This window comes from Flavobacterium sp. W21_SRS_FM6, assembly GCF_052119645.1.
Lineage (GTDB): Bacteria > Pseudomonadota > Gammaproteobacteria > Enterobacterales > Alteromonadaceae > Paraglaciecola.
In genome coordinates this window covers 429,630-454,987 of the sequence record NZ_JBGQOM010000003.1, presented here as the reverse complement: position 1 = coordinate 454,987, position 25,358 = coordinate 429,630, and the positions used below count along the sequence as shown (strand labels likewise).

At 38.1% G+C, this 25,358-nt stretch carries 23 protein-coding genes and 1 pseudogene; 18 read left to right on the top strand and 6 right to left on the bottom strand.

Going from position 1 to position 25,358, the window contains the following annotated elements:
• Window positions 1–339 precede the first annotated feature (339 nt).
• The gene (gene yihA / locus ACEN2L_RS07985) at window positions 340–957 is read right to left on the bottom strand and encodes a ribosome biogenesis GTP-binding protein YihA/YsxC (RefSeq protein WP_306023858.1); all 618 of its coding nucleotides are present in this window, start codon (window positions 955–957) and stop codon (window positions 340–342) included.
• Window positions 958–1,159: 202 nt separating this feature from the next.
• On the opposite strand from yihA, the gene ACEN2L_RS07980 reads away from it, so the two are divergent.
• The 6 genes from ACEN2L_RS07980 (at window position 1,160) to ACEN2L_RS07955 (ending at window position 6,941) form a co-directional block, all read left to right on the top strand.
• The gene (locus ACEN2L_RS07980) at window positions 1,160–1,783 is read left to right on the top strand and encodes a c-type cytochrome (protein ID WP_306023859.1); all 624 of its coding nucleotides are present in this window, start codon (window positions 1,160–1,162) and stop codon (window positions 1,781–1,783) included.
• 500 nt (window positions 1,784–2,283) lie between these two features.
• The gene (gene yihI / locus ACEN2L_RS07975) at window positions 2,284–2,811 is read left to right on the top strand and encodes a Der GTPase-activating protein YihI (protein WP_441743061.1); all 528 of its coding nucleotides are present in this window, start codon (window positions 2,284–2,286) and stop codon (window positions 2,809–2,811) included.
• Window positions 2,812–2,829: 18 nt separating this feature from the next.
• Window positions 2,830–3,270 carry a DUF2489 domain-containing protein gene (locus ACEN2L_RS07970; RefSeq protein ID WP_441743060.1) on the top strand — a complete coding sequence of 147 codons (441 nt, stop codon included), beginning with the start codon at window positions 2,830–2,832 and terminating at the stop codon, window positions 3,268–3,270.
• A 224-nt stretch (window positions 3,271–3,494) separates the two neighbouring features.
• Entirely contained in the window at window positions 3,495–4,400 is a 906-nt protein-coding gene (gene glyQ, locus ACEN2L_RS07965; protein WP_306023861.1) for a glycine--tRNA ligase subunit alpha, read from the top strand.
• A gap of 2 nt (window positions 4,401–4,402) precedes the next feature.
• Complete coding sequence (glyS, locus tag ACEN2L_RS07960) at window positions 4,403–6,469, top strand: glycine--tRNA ligase subunit beta (RefSeq protein WP_441743057.1); 2,067 nt, start codon at window positions 4,403–4,405, stop codon at window positions 6,467–6,469.
• A 22-nt stretch (window positions 6,470–6,491) separates the two neighbouring features.
• On the top strand, window positions 6,492–6,941 hold the full coding sequence (locus ACEN2L_RS07955; RefSeq protein WP_441743055.1) for a hypothetical protein: 450 nt from the start codon (window positions 6,492–6,494) through the stop codon (window positions 6,939–6,941).
• A gap of 75 nt (window positions 6,942–7,016) precedes the next feature.
• On the opposite strand, the pseudogene ACEN2L_RS07950 reads toward ACEN2L_RS07955, so the two are convergent.
• From ACEN2L_RS07950 to dnaA, 5 genes and pseudogenes are all read right to left on the bottom strand, one after another.
• A pseudogene (locus ACEN2L_RS07950) lies at window positions 7,017–8,107 on the bottom strand (integrase core domain-containing protein); the annotation flags it as partial.
• A gap of 135 nt (window positions 8,108–8,242) precedes the next feature.
• Window positions 8,243–10,663, bottom strand: coding sequence for a DNA topoisomerase (ATP-hydrolyzing) subunit B (gyrB, locus tag ACEN2L_RS07945; RefSeq protein ID WP_306022361.1), 2,421 nt, complete (start codon window positions 10,661–10,663; stop codon window positions 8,243–8,245).
• A gap of 4 nt (window positions 10,664–10,667) precedes the next feature.
• Entirely contained in the window at window positions 10,668–11,765 is a 1,098-nt protein-coding gene (gene recF, locus ACEN2L_RS07940; protein ID WP_441743053.1) for a DNA replication/repair protein RecF, read from the bottom strand.
• Window positions 11,766–11,792: 27 nt separating this feature from the next.
• A complete protein-coding gene (dnaN, locus tag ACEN2L_RS07935) occupies window positions 11,793–12,899 on the bottom strand; it encodes a DNA polymerase III subunit beta (RefSeq protein ID WP_306022359.1) in 1,107 nt (368 codons plus the stop codon).
• Window positions 12,900–12,917: 18 nt separating this feature from the next.
• Complete coding sequence (gene dnaA, locus ACEN2L_RS07930; RefSeq protein WP_441743051.1) at window positions 12,918–14,306, bottom strand: chromosomal replication initiator protein DnaA; 1,389 nt, start codon at window positions 14,304–14,306, stop codon at window positions 12,918–12,920.
• A gap of 532 nt (window positions 14,307–14,838) precedes the next feature.
• Here dnaA and rpmH point away from each other — a divergent pair.
• The 12 genes from rpmH (at window position 14,839) to ACEN2L_RS07870 (ending at window position 25,335) form a co-directional block, all read left to right on the top strand.
• Window positions 14,839–14,973 (top strand): 50S ribosomal protein L34, encoded by a 135-nt coding sequence (gene rpmH / locus ACEN2L_RS07925; protein WP_007615483.1) that lies wholly within the window; start codon window positions 14,839–14,841, stop codon window positions 14,971–14,973.
• A gap of 14 nt (window positions 14,974–14,987) precedes the next feature.
• The gene (gene rnpA / locus ACEN2L_RS07920) at window positions 14,988–15,341 is read left to right on the top strand and encodes a ribonuclease P protein component (RefSeq protein ID WP_306022357.1); all 354 of its coding nucleotides are present in this window, start codon (window positions 14,988–14,990) and stop codon (window positions 15,339–15,341) included.
• Window positions 15,311–15,559: a membrane protein insertion efficiency factor YidD gene (yidD, locus tag ACEN2L_RS07915; protein ID WP_441743048.1), complete on the top strand. Its 249-nt coding sequence runs from the start codon at window positions 15,311–15,313 to the stop codon at window positions 15,557–15,559. The genes rnpA and yidD overlap by 31 nt, the downstream gene beginning before the upstream one ends.
• A gap of 101 nt (window positions 15,560–15,660) precedes the next feature.
• A complete protein-coding gene (gene yidC, locus ACEN2L_RS07910) occupies window positions 15,661–17,301 on the top strand; it encodes a membrane protein insertase YidC (RefSeq protein WP_441743046.1) in 1,641 nt (546 codons plus the stop codon).
• A gap of 113 nt (window positions 17,302–17,414) precedes the next feature.
• Window positions 17,415–17,897: a YajQ family cyclic di-GMP-binding protein gene (locus ACEN2L_RS07905; RefSeq protein ID WP_441743044.1), complete on the top strand. Its 483-nt coding sequence runs from the start codon at window positions 17,415–17,417 to the stop codon at window positions 17,895–17,897.
• Window positions 17,898–17,905: 8 nt separating this feature from the next.
• Window positions 17,906–19,288, top strand: a complete 1,383-nt coding sequence (gene mnmE, locus ACEN2L_RS07900) for a tRNA uridine-5-carboxymethylaminomethyl(34) synthesis GTPase MnmE (protein ID WP_441743043.1) — start codon at window positions 17,906–17,908, stop codon at window positions 19,286–19,288.
• 76 nt (window positions 19,289–19,364) lie between these two features.
• Complete coding sequence (mioC, locus tag ACEN2L_RS07895; protein ID WP_441743041.1) at window positions 19,365–19,808, top strand: FMN-binding protein MioC; 444 nt, start codon at window positions 19,365–19,367, stop codon at window positions 19,806–19,808.
• Between the two features lie 19 nt (window positions 19,809–19,827).
• A complete protein-coding gene (locus tag ACEN2L_RS07890) occupies window positions 19,828–20,493 on the top strand; it encodes a DnaT-like ssDNA-binding domain-containing protein (protein ID WP_441743039.1) in 666 nt (221 codons plus the stop codon).
• 39 nt (window positions 20,494–20,532) lie between these two features.
• Window positions 20,533–21,351, top strand: a complete 819-nt coding sequence (locus ACEN2L_RS07885) for an ATP-binding protein (protein WP_306022350.1) — start codon at window positions 20,533–20,535, stop codon at window positions 21,349–21,351.
• A 574-nt stretch (window positions 21,352–21,925) separates the two neighbouring features.
• A complete protein-coding gene (mnmG, locus tag ACEN2L_RS07880) occupies window positions 21,926–23,839 on the top strand; it encodes a tRNA uridine-5-carboxymethylaminomethyl(34) synthesis enzyme MnmG (protein ID WP_441743037.1) in 1,914 nt (637 codons plus the stop codon).
• Window positions 23,839–24,477 (top strand): 16S rRNA (guanine(527)-N(7))-methyltransferase RsmG, encoded by a 639-nt coding sequence (gene rsmG, locus ACEN2L_RS07875; RefSeq protein WP_441743035.1) that lies wholly within the window; start codon window positions 23,839–23,841, stop codon window positions 24,475–24,477. Before mnmG ends, rsmG begins: the two co-directional genes overlap by 1 nt.
• A gap of 69 nt (window positions 24,478–24,546) precedes the next feature.
• Window positions 24,547–25,335, top strand: coding sequence for a ParA family protein (locus tag ACEN2L_RS07870; RefSeq protein WP_306022347.1), 789 nt, complete (start codon window positions 24,547–24,549; stop codon window positions 25,333–25,335).
• The last annotated feature ends 23 nt before the right edge of the window (window positions 25,336–25,358 follow it).

Sequence of the window (25,358 nt, the reverse complement as noted above, 5' to 3'; positions counted from 1 at the left end):
ATTGGTTTCATATTTGAATAAACTTCGCTCTGTAGGGTACAGAGGTTGGAGTTTCCAATCCTTTGATTTGACCTCGGCAAATTGCCGAGGTTTTTTTTGTTAAAAATTTGTGATGCAGTTGAACTTATTGCAAATCAAGTACTCTGATTAATTAGTTTATGTGTGTCCCTATGTGTTTTGCCCCATATTTTATGGGGCTTTTTTTTGTTCAACACTTTTAATGAATAAAAAATAAAAATCTTGAACCTTTTACTTTTAGCACACTCTGAATTAATGGTTTTATGTGTTTTCTCAAAGTCCCTTAGCCCTGCACTTTTGCGGGGCTTTTTTTGAGCGCAATTATTGCGGGACCTGTATTTTGGCTGGATAAGCAAACCAATCATTTAACTTGTTTTCTAAGGTTTCCAAACCAATTCCATTGAGTGATGAAAATACTTCAACACTTACATCACCACAAAATGCCAGAGCGGCTTCTCGAACCATCAAGAGCTGATTTTTACGATTTCCAGACTTAAGTTTGTCTGCTTTAGTTAATAATGCCAACACGGGAATTTGAGCAGCAACTGCCCAGTGTATAAGATCTTGATCAGAGTCTTTAAAAGGATGACGGATATCCATCAAAACAATAATGCCTTTTAGGCTTTCTCGTTTTTGCAAATATTCTCCTAGGGATTGTTGCCATTTTTCTTTTATTGCCATCGGTACTTTGGCGTAACCGTACCCAGGTAAATCTATTAGTCTCCTATTTTCGTCTAATTCAAAAACATTAATTAATTGCGTTCTTCCTGGGGTTTTACTTGTTCTTGCCAGTGCTTTTTGGCGAGTTAACCTGTTTAACGCGCTTGATTTACCGGCATTTGATCTACCTGCAAATGCGACTTCAATTCCTTCATCTTTGCCTAGATGTCGAATATCAGGTGCACTGATACTAAATTTTGCATGACTATAATGGCTCACAACGCGATCCCTATTGGTACTTATACGTAATAACTTTGAAATTTTTGAAAGTATATCAGTAAAACTAAGATATTCTTTGTCTGTAGCGGCACATTTAATCTAACTTAAATTGTGGAAGTTATTTTACTGGCGCTGTAAATGTGTAAAATAAGGCCATGTTAAAAAAGAATAGCCAGCTAATCAAAAGCTTAATGAGAAAATTATGAAACAACTAAGTCTGCTAATCTGTTTGGTATTTGGTGTCAGTGGTGCATCACTAGCGCAAGGTAGTGCTGAGGAAGGTAAAAACAAGTCAGTGGCATGCGGTGCTTGCCATGGAGCTGATGGCAATAGCATGATTGATATGAACCCTAAGTTAGCAGGACAGCATGCCGACTATTTAGTGAAACAATTAAAAGAGTTCAAGTTGGCCAGTCAAACTGGCGGTAAAGAAGGCCGCAACAACGCAGTTATGAACGGAATGGCTGCCGCCTTAAGTGAGCAAGACATGTATGATATTGCTGCTTATTTTTCTAGCCAAAAAGCAACGCCAGGAGAAGCGCCTGAAGACGTGATAGAAGCTGGTCAAAAGCTTTATCGTGGCGGTGACACTGCACGTGGAGTAACGGCTTGTATTGCGTGCCACGGCCCGCGCGGAGATGGGATGAGTTTGGCCGGGTTTCCTGATATTAGCGGCCAGCATGCTACTTATCTAAAAACTCAGTTAGAGTATTTCCGTTCAGGAGAGAGAAACAATTCACACAACGGAATGATGGGTGACATAGCAAAACGTTTAACCGATCAAGATATTGAAGTATTGTCGAAGTATATTGCTGGACTATATTAAACGTAAAAGGTGATATTAAAAAAAGCGACTAAGAGTCGCTTTTTTTAATATCTAAATATTTCTTGAATGTCATTATGTAAACTTTCAATTGTAAATAGATTGTAATTTTTTGTTAATACTGTATTCTGCTGGACGATTAAAACAACAGGGACAACAAACGATTTCGTTTGTCACGGAAGAAAACAGAAATGGTCAAAGACCATTCGGATTTGCTACCTCCTCCAGGGAGTTACAGGGACTACTAATAAAGAGTCAGGAAGACCTTAAAAGACTGATAACTTTGTTAATTATAATAAAAAGTAAAGCGCAGTCGAATTCATTAACTACCTTAATGAATTATTATTGGGAGATGTGTCAGCTGACACTATTATCAAAAAAAGGCGATGGTATAAAAACCATCGCCTTTTTTCTAATTATCAAGTACTCATACGACTATATAGGCGCAGCAACGTAAATTTTAGGTTAGAATAGCGGCATTAAATATACTGTGGTTAAGTTCTATGGCTAGAAAAAAGAAATCTCGTAAGATTGGGCAAATAGGTGTTCGAAAAACCCCTGATTTTAAACGAGTAGAAAAAGACAAACGTATTAAAAAATCCCTCGGTAAACCAGCAGGAAACCGTAACAGTTTGGTTGATCCTGCAAAAGACTCCAACAAAATAAAAGCTAATAGAGATCCCCGTCTTGGTAGCAAGAAACCAGTGGACCTTTATGCCTCTGCAGAAGAAATTACCAGAATTAAAGCTAAACCGGTTATCCGTCATTTTTCACCTGAGAGCGAACTGGCTCAAATTGAAAGTGATGAAAAACTGGCGCAGCTTATTAACGAACTCGATGCCGGAAAAATTTTAGAAAAGTCGGAACAAGCCTACGTCAATGTAAATCTTACTAGGCATAAAGAGTTATGTAAGATTTTAGGTATCGATGAAGATGAGAGTGATGTAGAGCGGGCAACTTTGCCGTTTGACGAAGATGTTCTCTATGATATGTTCGAAAAAATAGATGTAAATAAACTCAATAATTTTTAAGTAGTAAGTGTTTCAGTGATGACCTTTTTAATATTAATTTTAATGCTTGTTATTGTAACGGCTATGGCATTTTATGCAGGCCGTTTGCTTTATAAGCTGCGTGCGCAGAACAAATTAAAAGAGGCAAGAAGAAAAGAACGGCTTACCAATATAATTGAAAGCATAAATACAATTGCCGCCGCTATGGCTCAACAACAATGTAATTTATCAGAAGGTAGTATCAGGTTATATCACTTACTTGAAGCCCTACCCGTTTTAAATAAACCGAATTACGCAGACATTTACACCGGCGTTTATGCCTTGTTTGAACAAGTGAAAGACTTGCCTTCTCATGAGGAAAGAAAGCAACTATCAACAGACGAACGCAAAGTGCAGGACACGTTCAGGGAAGAGTGTGAAGCGAGGTTAGAAACAACTATCTTAAAAGATGTCGCTCAACTAAAACAATTTTCTATATGAGTAAATGAACACCTGGCTCTTTTGCTCATCGTTCAGAACTTCGACAGCACTTTCTAGTTGTTCTTTTTCTTTATATTGTCTGACTTTGCAGTCATTAGAATCTTAGTTTTTAAGTAAATTTCCTATAATTTGTCAGTTAATTAAGCTAATGACCTACATTCGAGAATATACAGAAGGTATACTTATCGCCATTTTTTAGTTTAGATAGAGATTGGCAGAGGAAGATGCAGAAATTTGACTGTAAAACGTTTCAGGGCCTAATTTTAGCCCTTCAGGATTATTGGGCAAGGCAAGGTTGTGTCATTATTCAACCATTAGATATGGAGGTTGGAGCGGGTACGTTTCATCCTATGACATTTTTGCGCTCTATTGGCCCGGAACCGATGAGCAGTGCTTATGTGCAACCATGTCGCCGACCTACTGATGGCCGCTATGGTGAGAACCCTAACCGCCTTCAACATTACTACCAATTTCAAGTTATGCTCAAACCCTCTCCGGATAATATTCAAGACCTGTATTTAAAATCTCTTGAAGAATTGGGATTTGATCCTTTGGTAAATGATATCCGCTTTGTTGAAGACAACTGGGAGTCCCCTACTTTAGGTGCGTGGGGCTTGGGCTGGGAAGTTTGGTTAAATGGTATGGAAATCACCCAATTTACCTATTTTCAACAAGTTGGTGGAATCGAGTGCTCTCCTGTCACAGGTGAAATAACTTACGGTTTAGAACGCTTAGCTATGTATATCCAAGGGGTCGATAGTATTTACGATCTTATCTGGACAAACGGACCGATGGGCACAGTGACCTATGGTGATATCTTTTTACAAAATGAAATAGAGCAATCAACCTACAATTTTGAACACGCTGATGTAGAAGCAATGTTTGCAAATTTCGATCAATATGAAAAAGCCAGTCAACAGCTGATTGCAGAAAATCTTCCCTTACCTGCCTATGAACAGGTTATGAAAGCGTCTCACGTCTTTAATCTACTTGACGCTAGACATGCCATTTCAGTAACAGAACGTCAACGGTATATATTAAGGGTCAGAGCCCTTTCTAAAGCTTGTGCAGAATCCTATTTTAAGGCACGAGAATCTTTAGGTTTCCCATTGTGCAAAAAGGACAATTAGTAATGAATTTTGAAAATCTACTGATCGAAATAGGTACCGAAGAGTTACCTCCTAAGTCGTTGATTAAATTAGCAAGTAATTTTGCACAAGGGATTGAAAGTTCACTCAAAGAAGCTGACATTGATTATTCCGACGTCATTTGGTTTGCAACTCCTCGCCGATTAGCTGTGAATGTTAAGCAGCTAGCTTCAATGCAAAAAGACAGATTGATTGAAAAACGGGGACCAGCGGTAACAGCAGCGTTTGACAGTGAAGGTAACGCAACGCCTGCGGCATTAGGATGGGCAAGATCTAATAATGTAAATATTGAAGACGTGGGTCGTTTAAAGACAGACAAAGGTGAATGGTTATTTTATCAAGGTTCTGAGAAAGGCCAATCGATTACTCAGTTATTACCAGGCATTGTAGAAGCAGCACTCATTAGTCTACCCATCCCTAAACCAATGCGTTGGGGCAGTAATAGCATTCAATTTATTAGGCCAATTCATACTATTACGATGTTATTTGGTTCTGAACTCGTAGCAGGTAATGTGTTTGGCATTGACTCTTCTCGTATGGTCTTAGGCCACCGCTTTTTAGGTGATAAGCGCTTTTCGTTGGCACACGCTGATGAGTACTTAACGCAACTAAAACGTCATTTCGTACTAGCAGATTATGTAGAACGAAAAGAGTATATTCGTAAGGAAGTTAACGCGCTCGCCGCGTCAGAAAACGCAACTGCAGATATGAACGAAGACTTGCTTGATGAAGTAACAGCCTTAGTTGAGTGGCCTGTAGCAATGACAGCAAGTTTTGATGAATCATTCTTGGAAGTGCCTAAAGAAGCTCTGATATATACCATGAAAGGTGATCAAAAATATTTTCCGTTAATTGACGATAATGGATTATTGCTTGCTCGTTTTATATTTATTAGTAATATTGAAACCAAGTATCCTGACTTAATTGTTAGTGGTAATGAAAAAGTAATTCGCCCTCGCCTTGCTGATGCGCAGTTTTTTTATGCGTCTGATAAAAAACACACGTTAGAATCTAGATTGGCGAGCTTAGATACTATCTTGTTTCAAAAGCAACTCGGCACCTTACTCGATAAGTCGAAACGTATATCGACCTTATCCGGCTTAATAGCTAAAACCTTACATCAAGATGAAGTATCTGCAAGTCGCGCTGGTTTACTCAGTAAAACAGATTTAATGACTAATATGGTGATGGAGTTCCCTGATGTACAAGGCATCATGGGTATGTACTACGCGAAACTAGATGGGGAATCAGTTGAAGTAGCTAATGCCCTAAATGAACAATATAAACCTCGTTTTTCTGGTGATTCACTTCCCTTAACACCAATCAGCATAGCGGTAGCGTTGGCCGATAAAATCGACACCTTAGTGGGTATTTTTGGTATTGGCCAGATACCCAAAGGCGACAAAGATCCGTTTGCTCTTCGCCGCGCCGCGATAGGTGTTTTGAGGATAATTATCGAAAGCAAGTTAGCCCTAGATCTGAATGACCTAGTAGAGAATTCTATTGCAGCATTTGGCGATAAGGTTAAAACGCAAGATTTGAAAACAAACGTTGTTGATTTTATTCTAGCTCGATTTAAGGCATTGTATTTAGAACAAGGTATCGGTGTTGATGTTATTCAGGCGGTTTTAGAAATTCGTCCTACTTATCCAGCAGAATTTGCAGCTAGAATTGAAGCAATTAATCAATTTAAGACAAATGACGCTGCAGAAGCGTTAGCAGCAGCGAATAAGAGGGTTGCTAATATTTTAGCTAAAAACCCTATTTCCGCAGCCAATACAATAAATATTGATTTGTTGACTGAAGATGCTGAAGTTCGCTTAGTTGAGGCGCTCAATACCGCTCAGACAGAAGTCGAAGGTTTTACAGATGCATCTGACTATACCAATGCATTAAATGTCTTAGCGACGCTTAGAGGGCCTATTGATAGCTTTTTCGATAGTGTAATGGTTATGGTTGATGACCCGGCAGTACGTATGAATAGACTGAGTATTTTATTAAAGCTCAGGAGCTTATTTTTAACATGCGGTGATATTTCATTACTCAGTTAGAAAATATACAGGAGTGTTAGTCATGAGGATTATTCATCGTTATCTAAAGCTTGCGGTAGTCGGCTTGATGTTGTCAGGTTGTGCTTCCAATGTTATTCCGACATTTAGTGATACACCCGATTACAGCAGTTTATATTTGCGGGGTGTCTTCACTTGGTGGGAAGCTGATGAAAAATATAAATTGGTTGAAATCAGTAACAACAAGTACGCAACATCGATTAGATTAATTGCTGACGGTCAACCTTATGACTTTAGGTTTGCTGATAGTAATTGGTCACCAAATCTGAATTGTGGGTATTTAAAAGCGAATTCAGATCAGATAGTTAAGCTTGGACAAAGCGTTAAAGCTAATTGCGAATCTAAAGATGAAAACTTTAGATTCACCCCTACAGAAACGGGATTATATCAATTCAGTATTGATTTTAGCGGGTATGGTTCACCTATTGTACAAATTTCACTGAAGGATAATTAAAGTAGAATGTCAGGCTTGTGTAGCTATGAGCTAAATTAATCTTTTATTGGCTCGCCCTGTAATAAGTTGACGGTTTTAAGCCAGCGTTTTTCGCTGGCTTTTTATTATATGCACTTCGCTAGGTGTTTTCATCTCTAAACTCAAGTTCGGCCTCTTCTCATTTTAGTTACTTATCGATTCTCTAACCAATATTTGTAACTCACTAAAAGTATTGCATTGATAGAGTAAGAACTCCTGTTTAAGTATCCCGTTTATTCTTTCGACTAGTTCATTTTGACTGCAATCATATCCATCTGTTATTGACGGCTTAGTATTATTTGCCTCAAGGACTGATTGATATAATGCTGAAAAGTATTGCAATCCTCGGTCAGAATGGTCAATTGCACCATGGTCATAGAGTCTATTTTCGATTGCCATATGCCGCGCCTTAAACACATCTGTCACCTTCATTTGATTGCACATGAGTTATATCGCTGACGAAGACTTCGTCAGGTTTGATAGGCCGTTTATTTTTGAGTAAGTTAGGGTATTTTTCATCCAATGTTAACTGACGTGGTTTTAAGATAATTCTTCATAGGCTCCACCAACAGGCTTTCCTAACCTAAATAAGTGAACAGTCCATCTCTACCTAGCTTGATGTCGTGCTCCATTAATTTGGGCTGATGAATTAATACAGTTTTGTGTACCCACTTGAGGCATGTATTGACGTCAATTCATGACTCACTCTTTAATAGGGCTTAATATTACTCACTTAACATCCATTCTTGATGTCGTTTGATAAACAGATTGTCGAGAAAAGTCGGATAGCCGGCACGCTGAAGCCAAGCTTATGTCATTTTTTGCTTGGTTTGCCAAACGTATCAGATAAGAATTTTTTCTTAAGCCCGCTCCATATTATTCTTTGTCCATGATATCAAGCACTTGGTTTTTTAATTTTTCATGTTGGAGTTCACGCTCTACACGCTTAATTTTTCGGGCGGGAGTTTCTGTTGATTTAGTCATAAGTGGATGCTGAAATGGCTTCGAGCAGACCAATTTTCCATGTTTCCTAAGGCAGATTAAAACAATACTTCATCCTTCTATTCCAAAGTGTTTTTAAGCTTGCTTAATGATAAGAGCTCTACGACTCTCAATTTAAAGCCTAAAAAGTAAGTTCGTTGTGAGCGTCAAGCGCTTCTAATGCTTGATGTTTCCATAAAGAAATCCTCTTTCTGTCAACGTGTTTTAAGATGGGGCATATATAAAAAAAGGCGCTATATTTTATAGCGCCTTCTTTAACCAATTTAAATAGAGAACTAAAACTATACGTCTAAGTTAGCTACCTTTAGAGCATTTTCTTCAATAAATGCTCTTCTAGGTTCAACATGATCTCCCATTAAAGTGGTAAACAAGAGGTCGGCGCCTATGGCATCTTCAACAGTAACTTGTAACATACGACGATTCATAGGATCCATTGTGGTTTCCCACAACTGACTTGGATTCATCTCTCCCAGTCCTTTATAGCGTTGAATATATTGGCCACGCTTAGACTCAGCCATTAACCAGTCTATCGCATCAACAAATGAACTTATTGATTTGGTTTTTTCACCGCGCTTAACATAACCGCCCTCTTCAATGAGCCCATTTATCGATATGTTTAACTCCTTAATACGTTTGTATTCTGTAGAGTCTACAAATTCCTGGTCAAGCACGTACTCTGTATCAATACCATGTAAACGAATGATGATGGTGAGGTAATAATTATTTCTTTCACTGTTATGCCTAATTTCAAAAGAATACGTAGCACCATCTATTTCATCTGAGGTTAAGCTACTTACAAATTCTTCAGCAAAAGTCGTTAATTTACTTTGATTCGATAGGTCTTCAATATCTAATACACCGCTGTAAACTAATTTATTGAGAATTACTTTAGGAATTAATCGGCTCATCCGTGTAATCATGATGACTGCTGTTTGATATTGAGCGACTAATTTTTCTAAAGCGACACCAGTAATAGATGGCGCGTGATCATTAACATGAATAGAAGCATCGTCGAGTGCAATTGAAGTCAAATACTTAGTTAGTGATTCATCATCTTTCAAATACTGCTCTTGTTTACCTTTTTTAGCCTTATATAAAGGAGGTTGTGCGATATAGATATATCCGCGCTCAATTAGCTCAGGCATTTGACGATAAAAGAAAGTCAGTAACAAGGTTCTAATATGCGAACCATCAACATCGGCATCCGTCATTATGATAATTTTGTGATAACGTAGTTTATCGGGGTTATATTCGTCTCGACCTATACCACAACCTAATGCAGTAATTAATGTTGCTACTTCTTGAGAAGACAACATTTTATCAAAACGAGCTTTTTCAACGTTAAGAATTTTACCTTTTAATGGCAATATAGCTTGGTTCTTACGGTTGCGCCCTTGTTTAGCCGATCCACCGGCTGAGTCACCTTCCACGATATATAATTCAGACAAAGCAGGATCTTTTTCTTGGCAGTCAGCGAGCTTTCCGGGTAGACCAGCTAAGTCTAAGGCACCTTTTCTGCGAGTCATCTCTCTTGCTTTACGCGCGGCTTCCCTAGCCCGTGCTGCGTCAATTATTTTACCCACTATAATTTTACTTTCAGTAGGATTTTCTAAAAGAAATTCTTGAAGTTTTTCACCCATAACTGTTTCTACAGCAGGCCTGACTTCAGAAGATACTAATTTATCTTTGGTCTGCGAAGAAAATTTAGGATCAGGGACTTTAACCGAAACTACTGCAGTTAAACCTTCTCTAGCATCATCGCCAGTTGTCGTTGTTTTTGCTTTTTTCGCAATAGCTTCTTTTTCCATGTAGGTATTTAGAGTTCTCGTTAACGCACCTCTAAATCCTGCTAAATGGCTACCACCATCACGTTGAGGAATGTTATTGGTAAAACAAAATACATTTTCTTGGAAGCTATCATTCCATTGCATGGCAACTTCAACGGTTATGCCATCATCTCTTTCAGAGTTAAAATGAAATACTTTTTGATGAATGGGTGTTTTGTTCTGATTTAAGTATTCAACAAAGGCTCGTATACCGCCTTCATATTCAAACTTGTCTTTTTTACCATCGCGTTCATCTTCTAAAATAATACAAATGCCTGAATTTAAGAAAGATAGCTCTCTTAATCTTTTTGCCAATATATCGTAATGAAATAGAACGTTAGTAAAGGTATTTTCACTCGGCCAAAACCTAACACTCGTTCCGTTGCTTTGTGAGTCACCAATTATAGTTAATGGTTTTTGCGGGATACCATGTTGATATTCTTGTTCATGCAATTTGCCCGCGCGACGAATTTGTAACATCAATTTCTTTGAAAGAGCGTTTACAACTGAAACTCCTACACCGTGTAGACCCCCAGAAACTTTATAAGAGTTATCATCAAACTTACCGCCAGCATGTAACACTGTCATGATAACTTCCGCAGCAGAAACACCTTCTTCTTCATGCATTTCTGTGGGTATGCCCCTACCATCATCTCTAACTGAAACGGAGCCATCGGTATGGATTTTGACATTTATGTTTTTACAATGTCCGGCAAGCGCTTCATCAATTGAGTTATCTACAACCTCGAATACCATATGATGCAGACCAGTTCCATCATCTGTATCGCCGATATACATACCTGGTCTTTTTCTAACTGCATCAAGTCCTTTTAAAACTTTTATACTTGATGAATCATAAACATTTTCTTGCGCCATTTGATTAAATCTCCTCTATCACTTGGCCATGTTCCACGTGAAACAATTTTTTATCTCTGTATTGAGCTAAATAGCCCAATTGATTTTTATCTATTGCAGTAACAAACAATTGAGAACCAGTATTAATTAAGCTATTAATAAATAGTTGTTGTTTATCTGTGTCTAATTCGGCACCCACATCATCTAGCAAAAAAACAACTGACTTCTCGTTTTTTGAGAACAGATACTGAGCCTGGGCTATCTGCATGGCCGCTACTAACATTCTCAATTGACCGCGAGATAACACTTCGTTTGCGGCTACACTATTTATTTTTATTCTTATGTCGGCTTTATGAAAACCAGAACTGACGAAACCAGTTCTTTTGTCTCTTTCTCTATTTTTGTAAATTGATTCTTTTAGACTTAAGTCTTTCTCCCAGCCTTTATAGTAAGAAAAATCAAAGATAAATTCGGGCAAAAATTCTCGTAAATTATACTGAATAAAAGAAAGAAATTCACCTGACATCAACTCTGTGCGCAAAGAACTTAGTCTTTCACCTACAAGGCATAACTGTTCAATCCAATAATCCTGTTCAGTATTAAGGTTCTCTGAGTATCGCTTATCTTTTAATATGGCATTGAGTTGTAAAAGACATCTGCGATAAATGGCAAACTCTTTAGCAAAACCAGGTTCCACGTGAAACAATACCCAATCAAGATATTTTCTTCTCAGTTTAGGAGAACCGATAATTAGCTCTGAGCTTTGTGGAGTGAATATTTGTACAGGCAATAAACTAACTAATTCAACAGCTGATTTTGTTTTTGCACCATCAATACTAACAGTACAAGAATTGTCTAATTTTCTACTCAGACCGAGCTTATAAATGCTCTCCTTTGCACTCACTATACCGAAGACAGTGAATCCCTCACTGCCCTGTTGAATAACATTTTTATGTGTATTGGTTCTAAAAGAACGGGCAAAACCAAGATAATGAATCGCTTCTAAAACAGAAGACTTACCACTACCATTCGCACCGAAAAATACATTTAAATTTTCTGCAGGGACAATAGAAAGTTCGTTTATATTACGAAAGCTGTTTACCTGGACTAAGTCCAGCTTCATAAACTTTTACTTACCATCACTTTTAGATTACAGCCTCATCGGCATAATGACATACAATGCAGAGTCATCATTTGCATCTTCGATCAAAGCACTGCTATTAGAATCTGCTAAGGTAATTTTTACCTGATTACAATTAGTTAAACCATTCATTACGTCAATAAGATAAGCTACATTGAAACCTATTTCCAACTTATCCCCGTCGTAATCAACATCAACAATTTCTTCAGCCTCTTCTTGCTCTGGGTTATTGGCAGTAATCTTAAGTTCACTACTAGACAGATTTAATCGTACACCCTTAAACTTTTCATTAGACAAAATAGCAGCTCTGGAAAAAGCATGTTTTAAAACGTCCTTGCTCGCTTCGATATTTTTATCACCGTCTTTAGGCAGTACCCTTCTGTAATCAGGAAAACGACCGTCAACCAACTTACTGGTGAATATAAAATCAGTAGAGAAAATGCGAATGTGATTTGAACCAACTTGAACCTTAACGCGTTTATCACTGTCTTCGATAAGTCGCGAAATTTCTAATACACCTTTGCGAGGAATGATTACTTGTCTATTTTGAAGTGGTGAGCTCGTGTATTCTAAACGGCATAATGCGAGGCGATGACCATCAGTTGCCACAGTACGAATAACTGTACCTTCAGTTTCCAAGGACATACCGTTTAAATAATAACGGACATCCTGTTGAGCCATACAAAAATGAGTACTGTCAATTAAGCGTTTTAAAGAACTTTGAGAGATCTCAAACTCAAGCTCACCTTGCCAATCTTCTAAATTCGGATAGTCAGCAGCAGAAAGGGTAGATAAGCTGTATTTACTTCGCCCAGAGCGAATTAGTGCTTTGTTGCCCTCTACAATAAATTCAATCTCGCAATTGTCAGACAAACCCTTGCATATATCGACTAGCTTTTTAGCTGGTACAGTTATTTCACCCTCTGAAAAATCACCTGTTAACGTGACATTTGAAATTAACTCTACCTCTAAATCCGTACCCGTTAGCCAAAGTGAACTATCACTAACTTTAATTAGTATATTTGATAATATAGGTAACGTATGGCGACGCTCTACTGCACCGGATACCAGTTGTAGAGGCTGTAAGAAGTTTTCCCTGCTGATGCTAAATTTCATCTTATTACTCGTGAATTTTTATGAAGATAATGTACGAATTAGATTTTGATAGTCTTCTTTTATATCATGACTTTCTTCGCGTAGCTGAACTATTTTACGACACGCATGTAAGACTGTCGTGTGGTCTCTTCCGCCAAAAGCATCACCTATTTCAGGCAAACTATGATTGGTTAATTCTTTTGATAACGCCATCGCCATCTGTCTAGGCCGAGCCACACTTCTATTACGTCGCTTAGACAATATATCAGCCATTTTAATTTTGTAATACTCAGCAACTGTTTTCTGAATATTATCTATTGTGACTAATTTTTCTTGTAAGGCTAACAAATCTCGTAAGGCTTCTCTTACAAAATCAATAGTAATTGGTCTACCTGTAAAGTTCGCATTTGCTATTACACGATTTAAAGCACCTTCTAATTCTCTTACATTTGAACGTAAACGTTTAGCAATAAAGAAGGCAACTTCATCTGGTAAAAATATTTTATTTTCGACCGCTTTTCTTTTAAGTATTGCCACTCGAGTTTCTAATTCTGGAGGCTCAATAGCGATGGTTAATCCCCAACCGAACCGAGACTTTAATCGGTCTTCAACACCTACTATTTCTTTAGGATATCGGTCAGAGGTTAAAATAATTTGCTGATTACCTTCAAGTAAGGCATTAAAAGTATGGAAAAACTCTTCTTGAGAACGCTCTTTATTCGCAAAAAATTGAATGTCATCAATTAGTAATGCATCAACAGAACGGTAATAACGTTTAAATTCTTCTATCGCATTGTTCTGCAATGCTTTAACCATATCTTGGACAAAACGCTCTGAATGCATGTATACAACCGTCGCATCTTTCTTTTTATCGATGATGCCATTACCTACAGCATGTAATAAATGTGTTTTACCTAAACCTGTGCCGCCATAAATAAATAATGGGTTGTAAGCACCACCGGGATTATCAGCTACTTGTTGTGCCGCAGCTCTAGCTAACTGGTTAGACTTACCTTCTACAAAATTTTCAAATTTATAAGTTAGATTAACATTACTTTTATGTACATTGGCTTGTACTGCTGCTGGCTGTATTTCTTTACTTTGAACATTGTTATAAGCGTTATTTGGTTTATTGCCCATATCATCATTACGTACAAATGCCGAACTAGTACCTCGGGTGAAAGCACTGTCACTACGCTTAACCTCAAAACGCAGCTGTGGAGCATCACCCCCACAAAATTCAGTAAACAAAGAATTAATTTGAGTAAAATATTTATCTCTAACCCAATCAAGCACAAAACGGTTTGGTGCAAACAGCGTCAAATGAGAATCTTTTTGCTCTGCTTGAAGTGGTCTTATCCACATACTGAATTGTTGAATAGGTAAATCTTGCTGCAGCCTTTCTAGGCATTGATTCCATAGTGACATCTAAAAAAAGACCCCAGCCCAATAAATACGTGGACTATTTAAAAGAGATACGAATATCGTGATAAAAAAGAAAAAAATCTTGTCGTTTGTTTTTTAAGCGCTAATTGCATCGGCGACTAATAAGCTGTGAATTATCCCGCTATTCATACACCAAGCGCAACAAAGAATTCAAAATTTAATAGAATATAAAAACACTGTGGTATAACACTCTGTTTAGTATATCTTTTTTATGCTTTTTTCAGACCAAAATTAACGAATCAATAAAACAAATTTAAACCCGCTGTAAATTAAAAAACGGCAACATATATAAAATTACTTAAATAATTAGTATTAGTCTGTGGATAATTATCGCTTTTTCAGTCATTTATGACGTTTTTTCAAAAGCTTCAAAATGTTAAGCCCTCATTAACTCATTAAATACTCAATGTTTGATTGACAAAGGTATAAGTGATCTCTATTATTCAGCGTCATTTTTGAGCACTACACTGTGTGTGTTCGAATTTACATCAACCTTATGTATCAGGACTAGGCCATGAAAAGAACTTTTCAACCAAGCAACTTAAAGCGTAAGCGTTCACACGGTTTTCGTGCCCGTATGGCGACTAAAAATGGCCGCAAGGTTATAGCTAATCGCCGTGCTAAAGGCCGTGCTCGTTTATCTGCTTAATTTAATTATCCAAGGTGGGTGAAAATCATTTTTCTCGGGAGCTAAGACTACTTACTCCCACCCACTTTGAATATGTGTTCAACAACGCTATTCCCTCTGTTTCACCCCAACTTACTTTACTCGCTCGCAAAAATGAAAGTGCAGTACCTCGTTTAGGCATTACTATATCCAAAAAACGCGTCAAGCTAGCGCATGACAGAAATAGACTTAAGCGGATTATTAGAGAAAGCTTCAGACTGCAGAGACAATCGTTACCAAGTATTGATATAGTGGTGGTAGGTAAGAGTGGATTAGATAAACTATCTAATCAAGAGCTGTTTTCTTTACTGAATAAGTTATGGAAAAAATTAGCACAGCGTTGCGCGTAATACCAATAGGGCTAATTAAAAGTTATCAGCTTTTAATTTCTCCAATGCTTGGTCCTCATTGTAGATTCCATCCTAGTTGTTCACATTATGCTATTGAAGCAATAAATGAACATGGAATGGTTAACGGTATCTGGCTAAGCATGAAAAGAATTTCTAGATGTCATCCTATGAATGATGGCGGGTACGATCCCGTGCCCAAAAAAAATAGTGATAAATAATAAACTGCCCTTATTAAAGGAAGGTTAATTTTAAATTTAATTCGACGTGGTTTGTTTTTAAAAAGTCACAAATATCAATGAGTAGTTAATTAGAGTACTTTATGGAATCCCAACGCAGCTTTTTGTTAATTGGCCTAGCAATGGTCAGCTTTCTATTGTGGCAACAGTGGCAAATTGATTACGGCCCTAAACCTGTTGAACAAACGACCCCTTCTACGGTTCAAACCGATGGTAACGGTGCAGTAGTCACAAACAGTGACGCCCCTCAAGTAACTTCACCAGAACAAATGGGTGTTGCAAATACGACGACTATCAGCGAAAAAGTCATTTCAGTGACTACCGACACCTTATTACTTGAAATTGATACCAAAGGTGGAGACGTGATTTCTGCTAATTTAGCCGATTTCCCACTGACCCAAGGCTCTTCTGAATCCTACAGCTTACTTAGGCCAAGTGGTGAGCATTTATATGTTGCTCAAAGTGGTTTAGTCGGTCGTGATGGTACTGACAGTAAAACACGTCCAGTTTACTCCGCTGAACAAGACAGCTACACCTTAACTGGTGATAGTTTAACAATACCACTTACTTACACTACACCAGATGGCATGACGGTTGTTAAAACCTTTAGTTTTATTAAAGGTAGTCATCAGATACATGTAAGTTATGGTATTACCAACAATACATCGTCTAGCAAACAGGTCCAACAGTTTGGCCAATTAAAACAGAGCATGGTTGAAGGTGAAGGCAGTATGTTTATGCCGACCTACCGAGGCGGCGCGTATTCAACAGAAGAAGACCAATATAAAAAGTATTCTTTTGATGATATTACAGACAAAAAATTAAACAAAACCACAAAAGCTGGTTGGGCCGCCATGATTGAACATTATTTTGTGTCAGCCTGGGTACCCCCTCAAGATGAAACAAATTCGCTTTACAGTGCTGTTAGGCAAAATACGAATGCCGTAATTGGTTTTACCGGACAAGTAACAACAATAGAGCCAGGCCAAACGACTGAAATCAGTAGTATTTTATACCTTGGTCCAAAAGATCAAGATACCTTAGCTGGCATTGCCCGCGGTTTAGATTTAACTGTTGATTATGGCTTTTTATGGATGATATCAAAGTACCTTTTTGCGTTACTGCAAATTATCCATAACATCGTTGGCAACTGGGGCTATGCCATCATCATTATTACCATTATTGTTAAGGGCAGCATGTACTGGCTGACTAAAAAGCAATACGAATCAATGGCAAAAATGCGTGCACTTAAACCTAAAATGGATGCCTTAAAAGAACGCTTTGGTGATGACAGGCAGAAAATGCAGCAAGCCATGATGGAGCTGTATAAAAAAGATAAAGTAAATCCTATGGGCGGTTGCTTACCTTTGTTGCTCCAAATGCCAATATTCTTAGCCTTGTACTGGGTATTATTAGAAAGTGTAGAGTTACGTCACGCAGACTTTATTTTTTGGATCACTGACTTAAGTGCAAAAGACCCCTACTTTGTTTTGCCAATTTTAACGGGCATATCAATGTACTTATTGCAAAAACTTCAGCCAATGACAATGACAGACCCTATGCAACAAAAAATAATGCAGTTTATGCCCGTAGCCATGAGCTTATTCTTCTTTATTTTCCCAGCAGGTTTAGTTCTGTACTGGTTAATCAGTAACGTCATTACTTTAGTTCAAGCTAAGTTTATTTATGCCTCAATGGAAAAACGAGGCTTACAAACTAAATAAGAAATAGATAAATAAATATTATCAGGCCCGTTGCATATCGATTAATAAGATATAAAACGGGCTTTTTTTTGCTTACAATAAGCGTACTGTATCTTTAATCAATAGGACCAAGTATGCCCTCTTTTGACATCGTTTCAGAAATAGATCTCGTTGAATTAAAAAACGCGGTTGATAATGCAAACAGAGAAATTACAACACGCTTCGATTTTAGAGGCGTTGATGCTAGCTTCGAACTTAAAGAAAGTATCGTAACTATGGTAGCTGACAATGATTTTCAATTGCGTCAAATGTTGGATATTTTGCGTGGTACCTGTGTAAAAAGGGGTGTAGATACGGCCGCTTTTGAAGAAAAAGACGTGCAACACATTGGTAGAATATACAAACAAGCCATCGCTTTTAAACAGGGAATTGAGCAAGCAACAAGTAAGAAAATAATCAAACTGATTAAAGAAGCGAAAATAAAGGTTCAAGCTTCAATTCAAGGTGAACAAGTTAGAGTCACAGGTAAAAAACGAGATGATCTTCAACAGGTGATGGCTTTAGCTAAGGGTGCAGACTTAGATCAACCCGTGCAATTTACCAACTTTAGAGATTGATTTAAGTCGTGCCTAACTCAACTACAGCTTTCGATACAGAGACCATTGTTGCCCAAGCGACGGCCCCAGGACGAGGAGGAGTGGGGATACTAAGAATATCAGGACATCTTGCTAAATCAGTAGCCCAACATGTATTGGGTAAACTACCAGAAACAAGAAAAGCTGAATATTTGAGTTTCAAAGATCAGGATGGTCAACTCATCGATCAAGGCATAGCCTTGTTTTTTAAAGCCCCTAATTCGTTCACTGGCGAAGACGTACTTGAATTGCAAGGCCATGGCGGTCAAGTTGTGCTCGATATGTTATTACAAGCAATCCTTAAATTAGGCAATATTCGTATTGCCAGACCGGGTGAGTTCAGCGAAAGAGCCTTCTTAAATGACAAACTGGACTTGGCACAAGCTGAAGCGATAGCCGATTTAATAGATGCCAGCTCTGAGCAAGCAGCAAAGGGTGCATTACGATCATTGCAAGGCCAATTTTCACAACAAATTCATCAACTTGTTGAACAAGTCATTCATTTACGCATGTACGTAGAAGCTGCTATTGATTTTCCTGAAGAAGAAATTGATTTTTTAAGTGATGGCAAAATTCAGGCTGATTTATCTGCCATTATTAGTTCATTCGAACAATTAAGACGGCAAACGAAACAAGGCACCTTATTACGAGAAGGCATGCGGGTCGTTATTGCTGGTAAGCCTAATGCCGGAAAATCTAGTTTACTTAATGCCCTCGCCGGCCGTGAAGCAGCAATTGTTACAGATATCGCAGGCACAACTCGAGATGTACTTAAAGAACACATACATATAGATGGTATGCCCCTTCATATTATTGATACCGCAGGTTTACGTGATAGCCCTGATAAGGTTGAAAAAATAGGCATTGAAAGGGCGTGGCTTGAAATAGAACAGGCAGATCGTGTTCTGTTTATGCTCGATAGTACGGATACCCTCCACACTCATCCACAGTTAATTTGGCCAGAATTTTTTCAAAAAATTCCTAGCAATATTGGACTTACTGTCATTCGTAATAAAATTGATTTAACCGGTGAAGCGGTAGGTATTAACGAAGAAGGCGAGTATCCGGTCATATCGATTTCAGCAAATGATGGTAATGGAATTTCGTTACTCACAGGACACCTAAAAGCCTGTATGGGTTTTAACAGCAACAATGAAGGACAGTTTATCGCTCGACGTCGCCACTTAGATGCCATTGAGCGAGCAGCAGAGCATTTGTACCTTGGAAAACAGCAGCTTGAGGAACATCTAGCGGGTGAACTATTAGCAGAAGAATTGCGCTTAACTCAAGATCAGCTTAATCAAATCACCGGAGAATTTAGCTCAGATGATTTGTTAGGTAAGATTTTTTCTTCTTTTTGTATCGGCAAGTAATTATATCTACACCAACATAGTGCCTGCACTTCAAGCAAGGTACAATTAACCAAACAGAGTGTAAGAAGACAAAATAATGGCAAGGTTTGACATCATTGTAGGGAGTGTATTAGGTGCTAGCGAATATGTCGCTGATGCCTTGGCTGAGACATTAAAAGAGCACAGTCACAGTTCACTCATCCATCTCGTCCCAAATTATGCGGATATTGCTAAAGACAGCATTTGGTTAATTTGTACCTCTACGCATGGAGCTGGTGACTTACCCGATAATATCCAGCATTTTGCTACACAAATCAGTGAGCAAGATTTAAACGGGCTCTCCTTTTTGGTGGTTGGTTTAGGCGATAGTAGTTACGATACTTTTTGCAATGGCGCTTACACGCTTGAACAAACATTAATTCAATCAGGTGCCAAATTACTTATTCCTGCACTGCATATTGATGTTTTAACCCATCCCATTCCTGAGGAAGTCGCTATTGAGTGGTTAAATAATATGTTGCCTTCACTAGCATTGTCCTAATGCACATTATAATTACGCAATGAATATTAACCAAGCTGAACAAAGTGCTTTAGAGCAAGCACTCAGTAATGAAGCCAGAGTGCTATATTTATTGGGCTTGAAGGGTTCTGTAAATAATAAAACCGGAATAACTCAAGCTCTAAATTATAAAAATTTAATAAAACTGCTGAATGCAAAAGAAGAAAAATTTACCCTTGGTCGGCAAATAAATAGTTTAATAAAAGAATTACTCAATGTCGGCCTTGTCAGCTTCAAAAGCGAAGTAGAGTTAAATCATAGCTTCAATGGTAAAGTACTGTTGCTACCTTTGATGTTAATAGCACCAGATGATTATGCAAAAATGCACATTGAATGGCAAAGCATGCATACTAGTTGGCAACCAAATGAAAATTTACTCGCTGACTTAGCTAAGTTAATGGGTATTATTGATTATCGCTATTCTGAAGAAGAATTAGGCGAGTTTATCTCCTATTGGCTAAGTCGGCCTGAAAGTCATTTTAGCCAATTTCAATGGACGCAAAAGTTTGTTTTTAATTTAAAGCGAAAACGTTTAGCCCATGGGACTAAAAATGTGCATAAAGTAGGTCAGCAATTGGTACCAGTGAAAGCTGGAATAGTGGCCGACGACAATGCCAAGAAGTTAGTTGAAAAATACAGTAAAACTAGCAATATAAAATCTAACTAAATGCCCTTTTAACCCATTAAATTTTGGATTGTAAATTCTGTGGATAATATCAAGAATAAAATTCAGCAATTAGGTAAAGCATTAGGCCGTCAGTATATCCCTGATAAATATACCGACTACCAATCTTTGCGGACAGAGTACGAAGCGTTAGCCAATCGAGATGTTAGGTTAATGCAACAAGAAAGTAAAAAGCATCGTATCCAGTCTATTCAGGGACGCTCAGATTTAAACTCCAGTTGGACCTTTGCAAATCTAATTGAAGACAGTGAAGACGTTATTGAAGCCGTTAGCATTGCCAAGTCTTTTATTGCTGCTCATGAGGACATCAATTGGCGAAGAAGTGGTTCGCATATGATGATATTTTATGGCGACTACGGCCGTGGAAAATCTCATACTGCAGGAGCCATTGCTCACGAACTCATAGAAAAGTTCGAGATATCTGTATTGTATCGACAGCTATCAAGCATCCTAGAAATGCGCTTTTTTTCATATGACTACAATGCACAAGATAATGTTGCACAAAAATTTCGAGAAATTAACCAAGAACTCTTGGACGTTGACTTATTAATACTCGATGAAGTTTGTGTAAATGAAACCACACTGAAAAAAAATGCGCAAAGTTGGCTTGGTAATTTGTTACGACAAAGACTTGCTAATCACAAAAATTGCATATTAATTACCAACCATAACTTAGCTGAATTAGAACAAGCCTTAGGCAGTTATTGTTTCGAATCAATTAAAGAATATGATACTTACAAAGTTAAGTTTTCTGGTCCCAGCCGTCGAAAAGAGATTATACCTACCCAAGTAGAATCTAAACCAGCTTACAGTGGATACAGACCCAATCAAGTAAGATAATGATCGGTGATCACTGTTAACACGCTAGTATGCTAGCTAATACTGATCACTGATCCCTTCAGTTACATGCACCCTCCTTAAATTTTTTAAGTCAAACCTCGCTGTCATAAGGCTTTACAGTCGTGTGAACTGCGATCATACTTTTAATACTACATCAGCAAATTTGATCAGACGATCACAGTTTACTCACAGCTAGATCACCGCTTATAAAATTATGTGTATAAAAGTATGTATAACACCTTAATAAGCAGTACATATACACTTAATACAATTACTTATAATCTTCATTGTGGATAAAACTACTGGTTACACCCAGTGTATACCGCGTTGATCAAGCTTTACACACACACTTACATGCTAATTAAGTAATTGATTTTAAAAACATATAATGTCTTATCCACAGAAAATCGCTTTACTAATAGTAGTAGTAATAAGTAAAGATCAAATAGATCATATAAAGATTAAAGATGATCGGATCGTTACTTTGAATATTTTTTAAGCATTTCAAAAAAGACTTTTTACATATAGAATACGCGCCCGTTTTGAGTGGGTGAATATTACCAAGAGGCATATCATGTTTTATCAGCAACAATTTGACGTCATCGTTGTAGGTGGAGGCCACGCAGGCACTGAAGCTGCGTTAGCATCTGCTCGCATGGGTGTCAGTACATTATTGTTAACCCACAATATTGAAACATTAGGACAAATGTCATGTAATCCAGCAATTGGTGGGATCGGCAAAGGGCATTTAGTCAAAGAAATTGATGCTTTAGGTGGTGCAATGGCACTGGCGACGGATCAGGCTGGGATCCAATTTCGTACTTTAAATTCAAGTAAAGGGCCTGCAGTAAGAGCAACTCGAGCTCAAGCAGATCGGGCTTTGTACCGAAAAAGCATCAGACACATGTTAGAAAATCAAGCTAATCTCACCTTGTTTCAGCAGTCTTGTGATGATCTGATTGTGGAAAATGATCAGGTTGTTGGCGTTGTTACCCAGATGGGCCTTAAGTTTAAGGCGAAGTCAGTAGTGCTTACCGTGGGAACCTTTCTTGGTGGAACAATTCATATTGGAATGAATAATTACAAGGGAGGTAGAGCAGGTGATCCACCTTCGATCGCACTCGCAGATCGTTTACGTGCTCTACCCTTTCGGGTTGATCGTTTGAAAACAGGCACCCCTGCAAGATTAGACGCAAGAACTTTAGATTTTACTGCTATGCAAGAACAACATGGCGATGACCCCATCCCGGTTTTTTCATTTTTAGGAAAAACCAGTGATCATCCACGACAAGTGCCTTGTTATATTACTTATACAAACGAACGTACTCATGAAATAATTCGTGGCGGTCTTGACCGTTCTCCCATGTATACCGGTGTTATCGAGGGAATAGGCCCACGGTACTGTCCGTCAATTGAAGATAAAATTCACCGTTTTGCAGACAAAGATTCTCATCAAATATTTGTTGAACCAGAAGGTTTAGATAGCATTGAAATTTACCCAAATGGAATTTCAACTAGTCTCCCCTTTGATGTTCAAATGAATTTGGTTCGGTCAATCAAAGGTTTTGAAAATGCGCACATCATTCGCCCAGGTTATGCGATCGAATATGATTTCTTTGATCCTCGGGATCTGAAACAGAGTTTAGAGACCAAGTTTATCAAAGGTTTATTTTTTGCGGGACAAATCAATGGAACAACAGGTTATGAAGAAGCAGGCGCTCAGGGCCTCGTAGCCGGTGCTAACGCAGCTTTATCAAGTCAGGATAAAGATTCGTTCACTTTACGCCGTGATGAAGCTTACATGGGCGTATTAATCGATGATCTGGCCACCATGGGGACCAAAGAGCCTTATCGAATGTTCACTAGCCGTGCTGAATATCGTTTATTGCTTCGTGAAGACAATGCTGACATGCGTTTGACGGCGTTAGGTCGCAAAATAGGTTTAGTTGATGATCATCGCTGGCAAGTATTTAATGAAAAACTTGAAGCAATAGAATTAGAAAGCCAGCGTTTGCGATCAACTTGGATCCACCCTCATCATCCAGCTGTCAATGAATTAAACCAAGTATTGAAAAACCCGGTTACTCGTGAGAATACCTTGGAAGATTTAATTCGACGTCCTGAAATGACGTATCAACGTTTAATGGAAATCGAATCTTTGGGTCCACAAATAGCCAATATTCAAGCCGCTGAACAAGTTGAAATTCAAATTAAATATGCGGGATATATCGAACGTCAAAAAGAAGAAATTGCTAAGACGCTACGAAATGAAGATACCCTCATTCCCTTAGATTTTGACTATAAAGTAATATCAGGTTTAAGTAACGAAGTCGTGGCAAAATTAACAAACGCTAGACCAGAGACCATCGGCAAAGCAGGACGTATATCTGGCGTTACCCCAGCAGCCGTTTCTTTGTTGCTTGTGTATTTGAAAAAACACGGCCTACTTGTTGGCAGTTTAAACAGTAAAAGTAGAATTTCAGCCTAATGGAAGTGTTAAAAGAACATTTAATAGCACAACTCAATACTGTGTTAAAAGACAGCGACATTCAGCCAAATGTTGAACAAGTCGAAAAGTTAGTTGCTTATGTATTGCTGATGCATAAATGGAATAAGGCTTATAACCTCACCTCTGTTCGAGAGCCTGAGCAAATGTTAATCAAACATATCGTCGATTCTATTGTGGTTGCCCCCTTCTTGACCGAAGACAATTATATTGATGTTGGTACAGGACCAGGTTTACCCGGTATTCCATTAGCCATTATGTGTCCTGAAAAATATTTTGTGTTACTTGATAGCTTAGGTAAACGAGTGCGTTTTATGAAACAGGTTGCCTATGAACTTAAGTTAAATAATATTGAGCCAATTCAAAGTCGAGTAGAAGATTATCAACCCCTTATACACATACAAGGTGTAATCAGCAGAGCTTTCGCTTCATTAAAAGATATGTTGCACTGGTGTCAGCATCTGGTAGATTCGCAAGGTGTATTTTTAGCTCTTAAAGGGCAATTACCGAGGGACGAGCTTAAAGAAATTGGTGATGATTTTAACATCACGGAGATTATCGCATTAAGCGTACCGAATTTAGTAGGCGAGCGGCATATTATAAAAATTCAAAAAAAATAATCTCATCGGTTTTATTTTAAGTTTATCAGTCAACGTTGTAGTTAATTAAAAAGTTAGTGGAAAACTATTTTGGGTAAAATCATTGCAATTGCTAATCAAAAAGGTGGGGTTGGTAAAACCACGACCGCTGTGAATGTTGCCGCGTCTATGGCTGCAACTAAACGCAAAGTTTTGCTTATTGATTTAGACCCTCAAGGCAATGCGACCATGGGGAGCGGTATTGATAAGTATGCCGTCGAAAACACCTGTTACGAGCTGCTGATTGAAGAAAAACCCATCGAAGAAGTGTTAATTAAAGAAACCTCTGGTAAATATCACTTAATCGCAGGTAATAGTGATATCACCGCTGCTGAAATTAAATTGATGGAAGTCTTTGCACGAGAAGTTCGATTAAGAAATGCATTGGCTTGCGTTAAAAATTATTATGACTTTATTTTTATTGACTGCCCACCCTCATTAAATCAACTAACGGTTAATGCTATGGCGGCAGCAGACTCTGTTTTGGTTCCAATGCAATGTGAATACTATGCGCTTGAGGGACTTACGGCCTTAATGGATACCATTAAAAAGTTGGCGTCTGTGGTAAATCCCGAATTAAAAATCGAAGGTGTACTACGAACCATGTATGATCCTCGTAATCGATTGGCCAATGACGTATCTGAGCAACTTAAGCGACATTTTGGTGAACAAGTATATCGAACTGTTATTCCACGTAATGTCAGATTGGCCGAAGCGCCTAGCTTTGGGACTCCCGCCATGTACTATGACAAATCATCAACAGGTGCTAAAGCCTACTTAGCTTTAGCCGGTGAGATTCTTCGTCGTAGTAAAGCAAATGTATCAACAAAGGTAAGCTAATTTAGCTGCTAAGTTGTCAATAA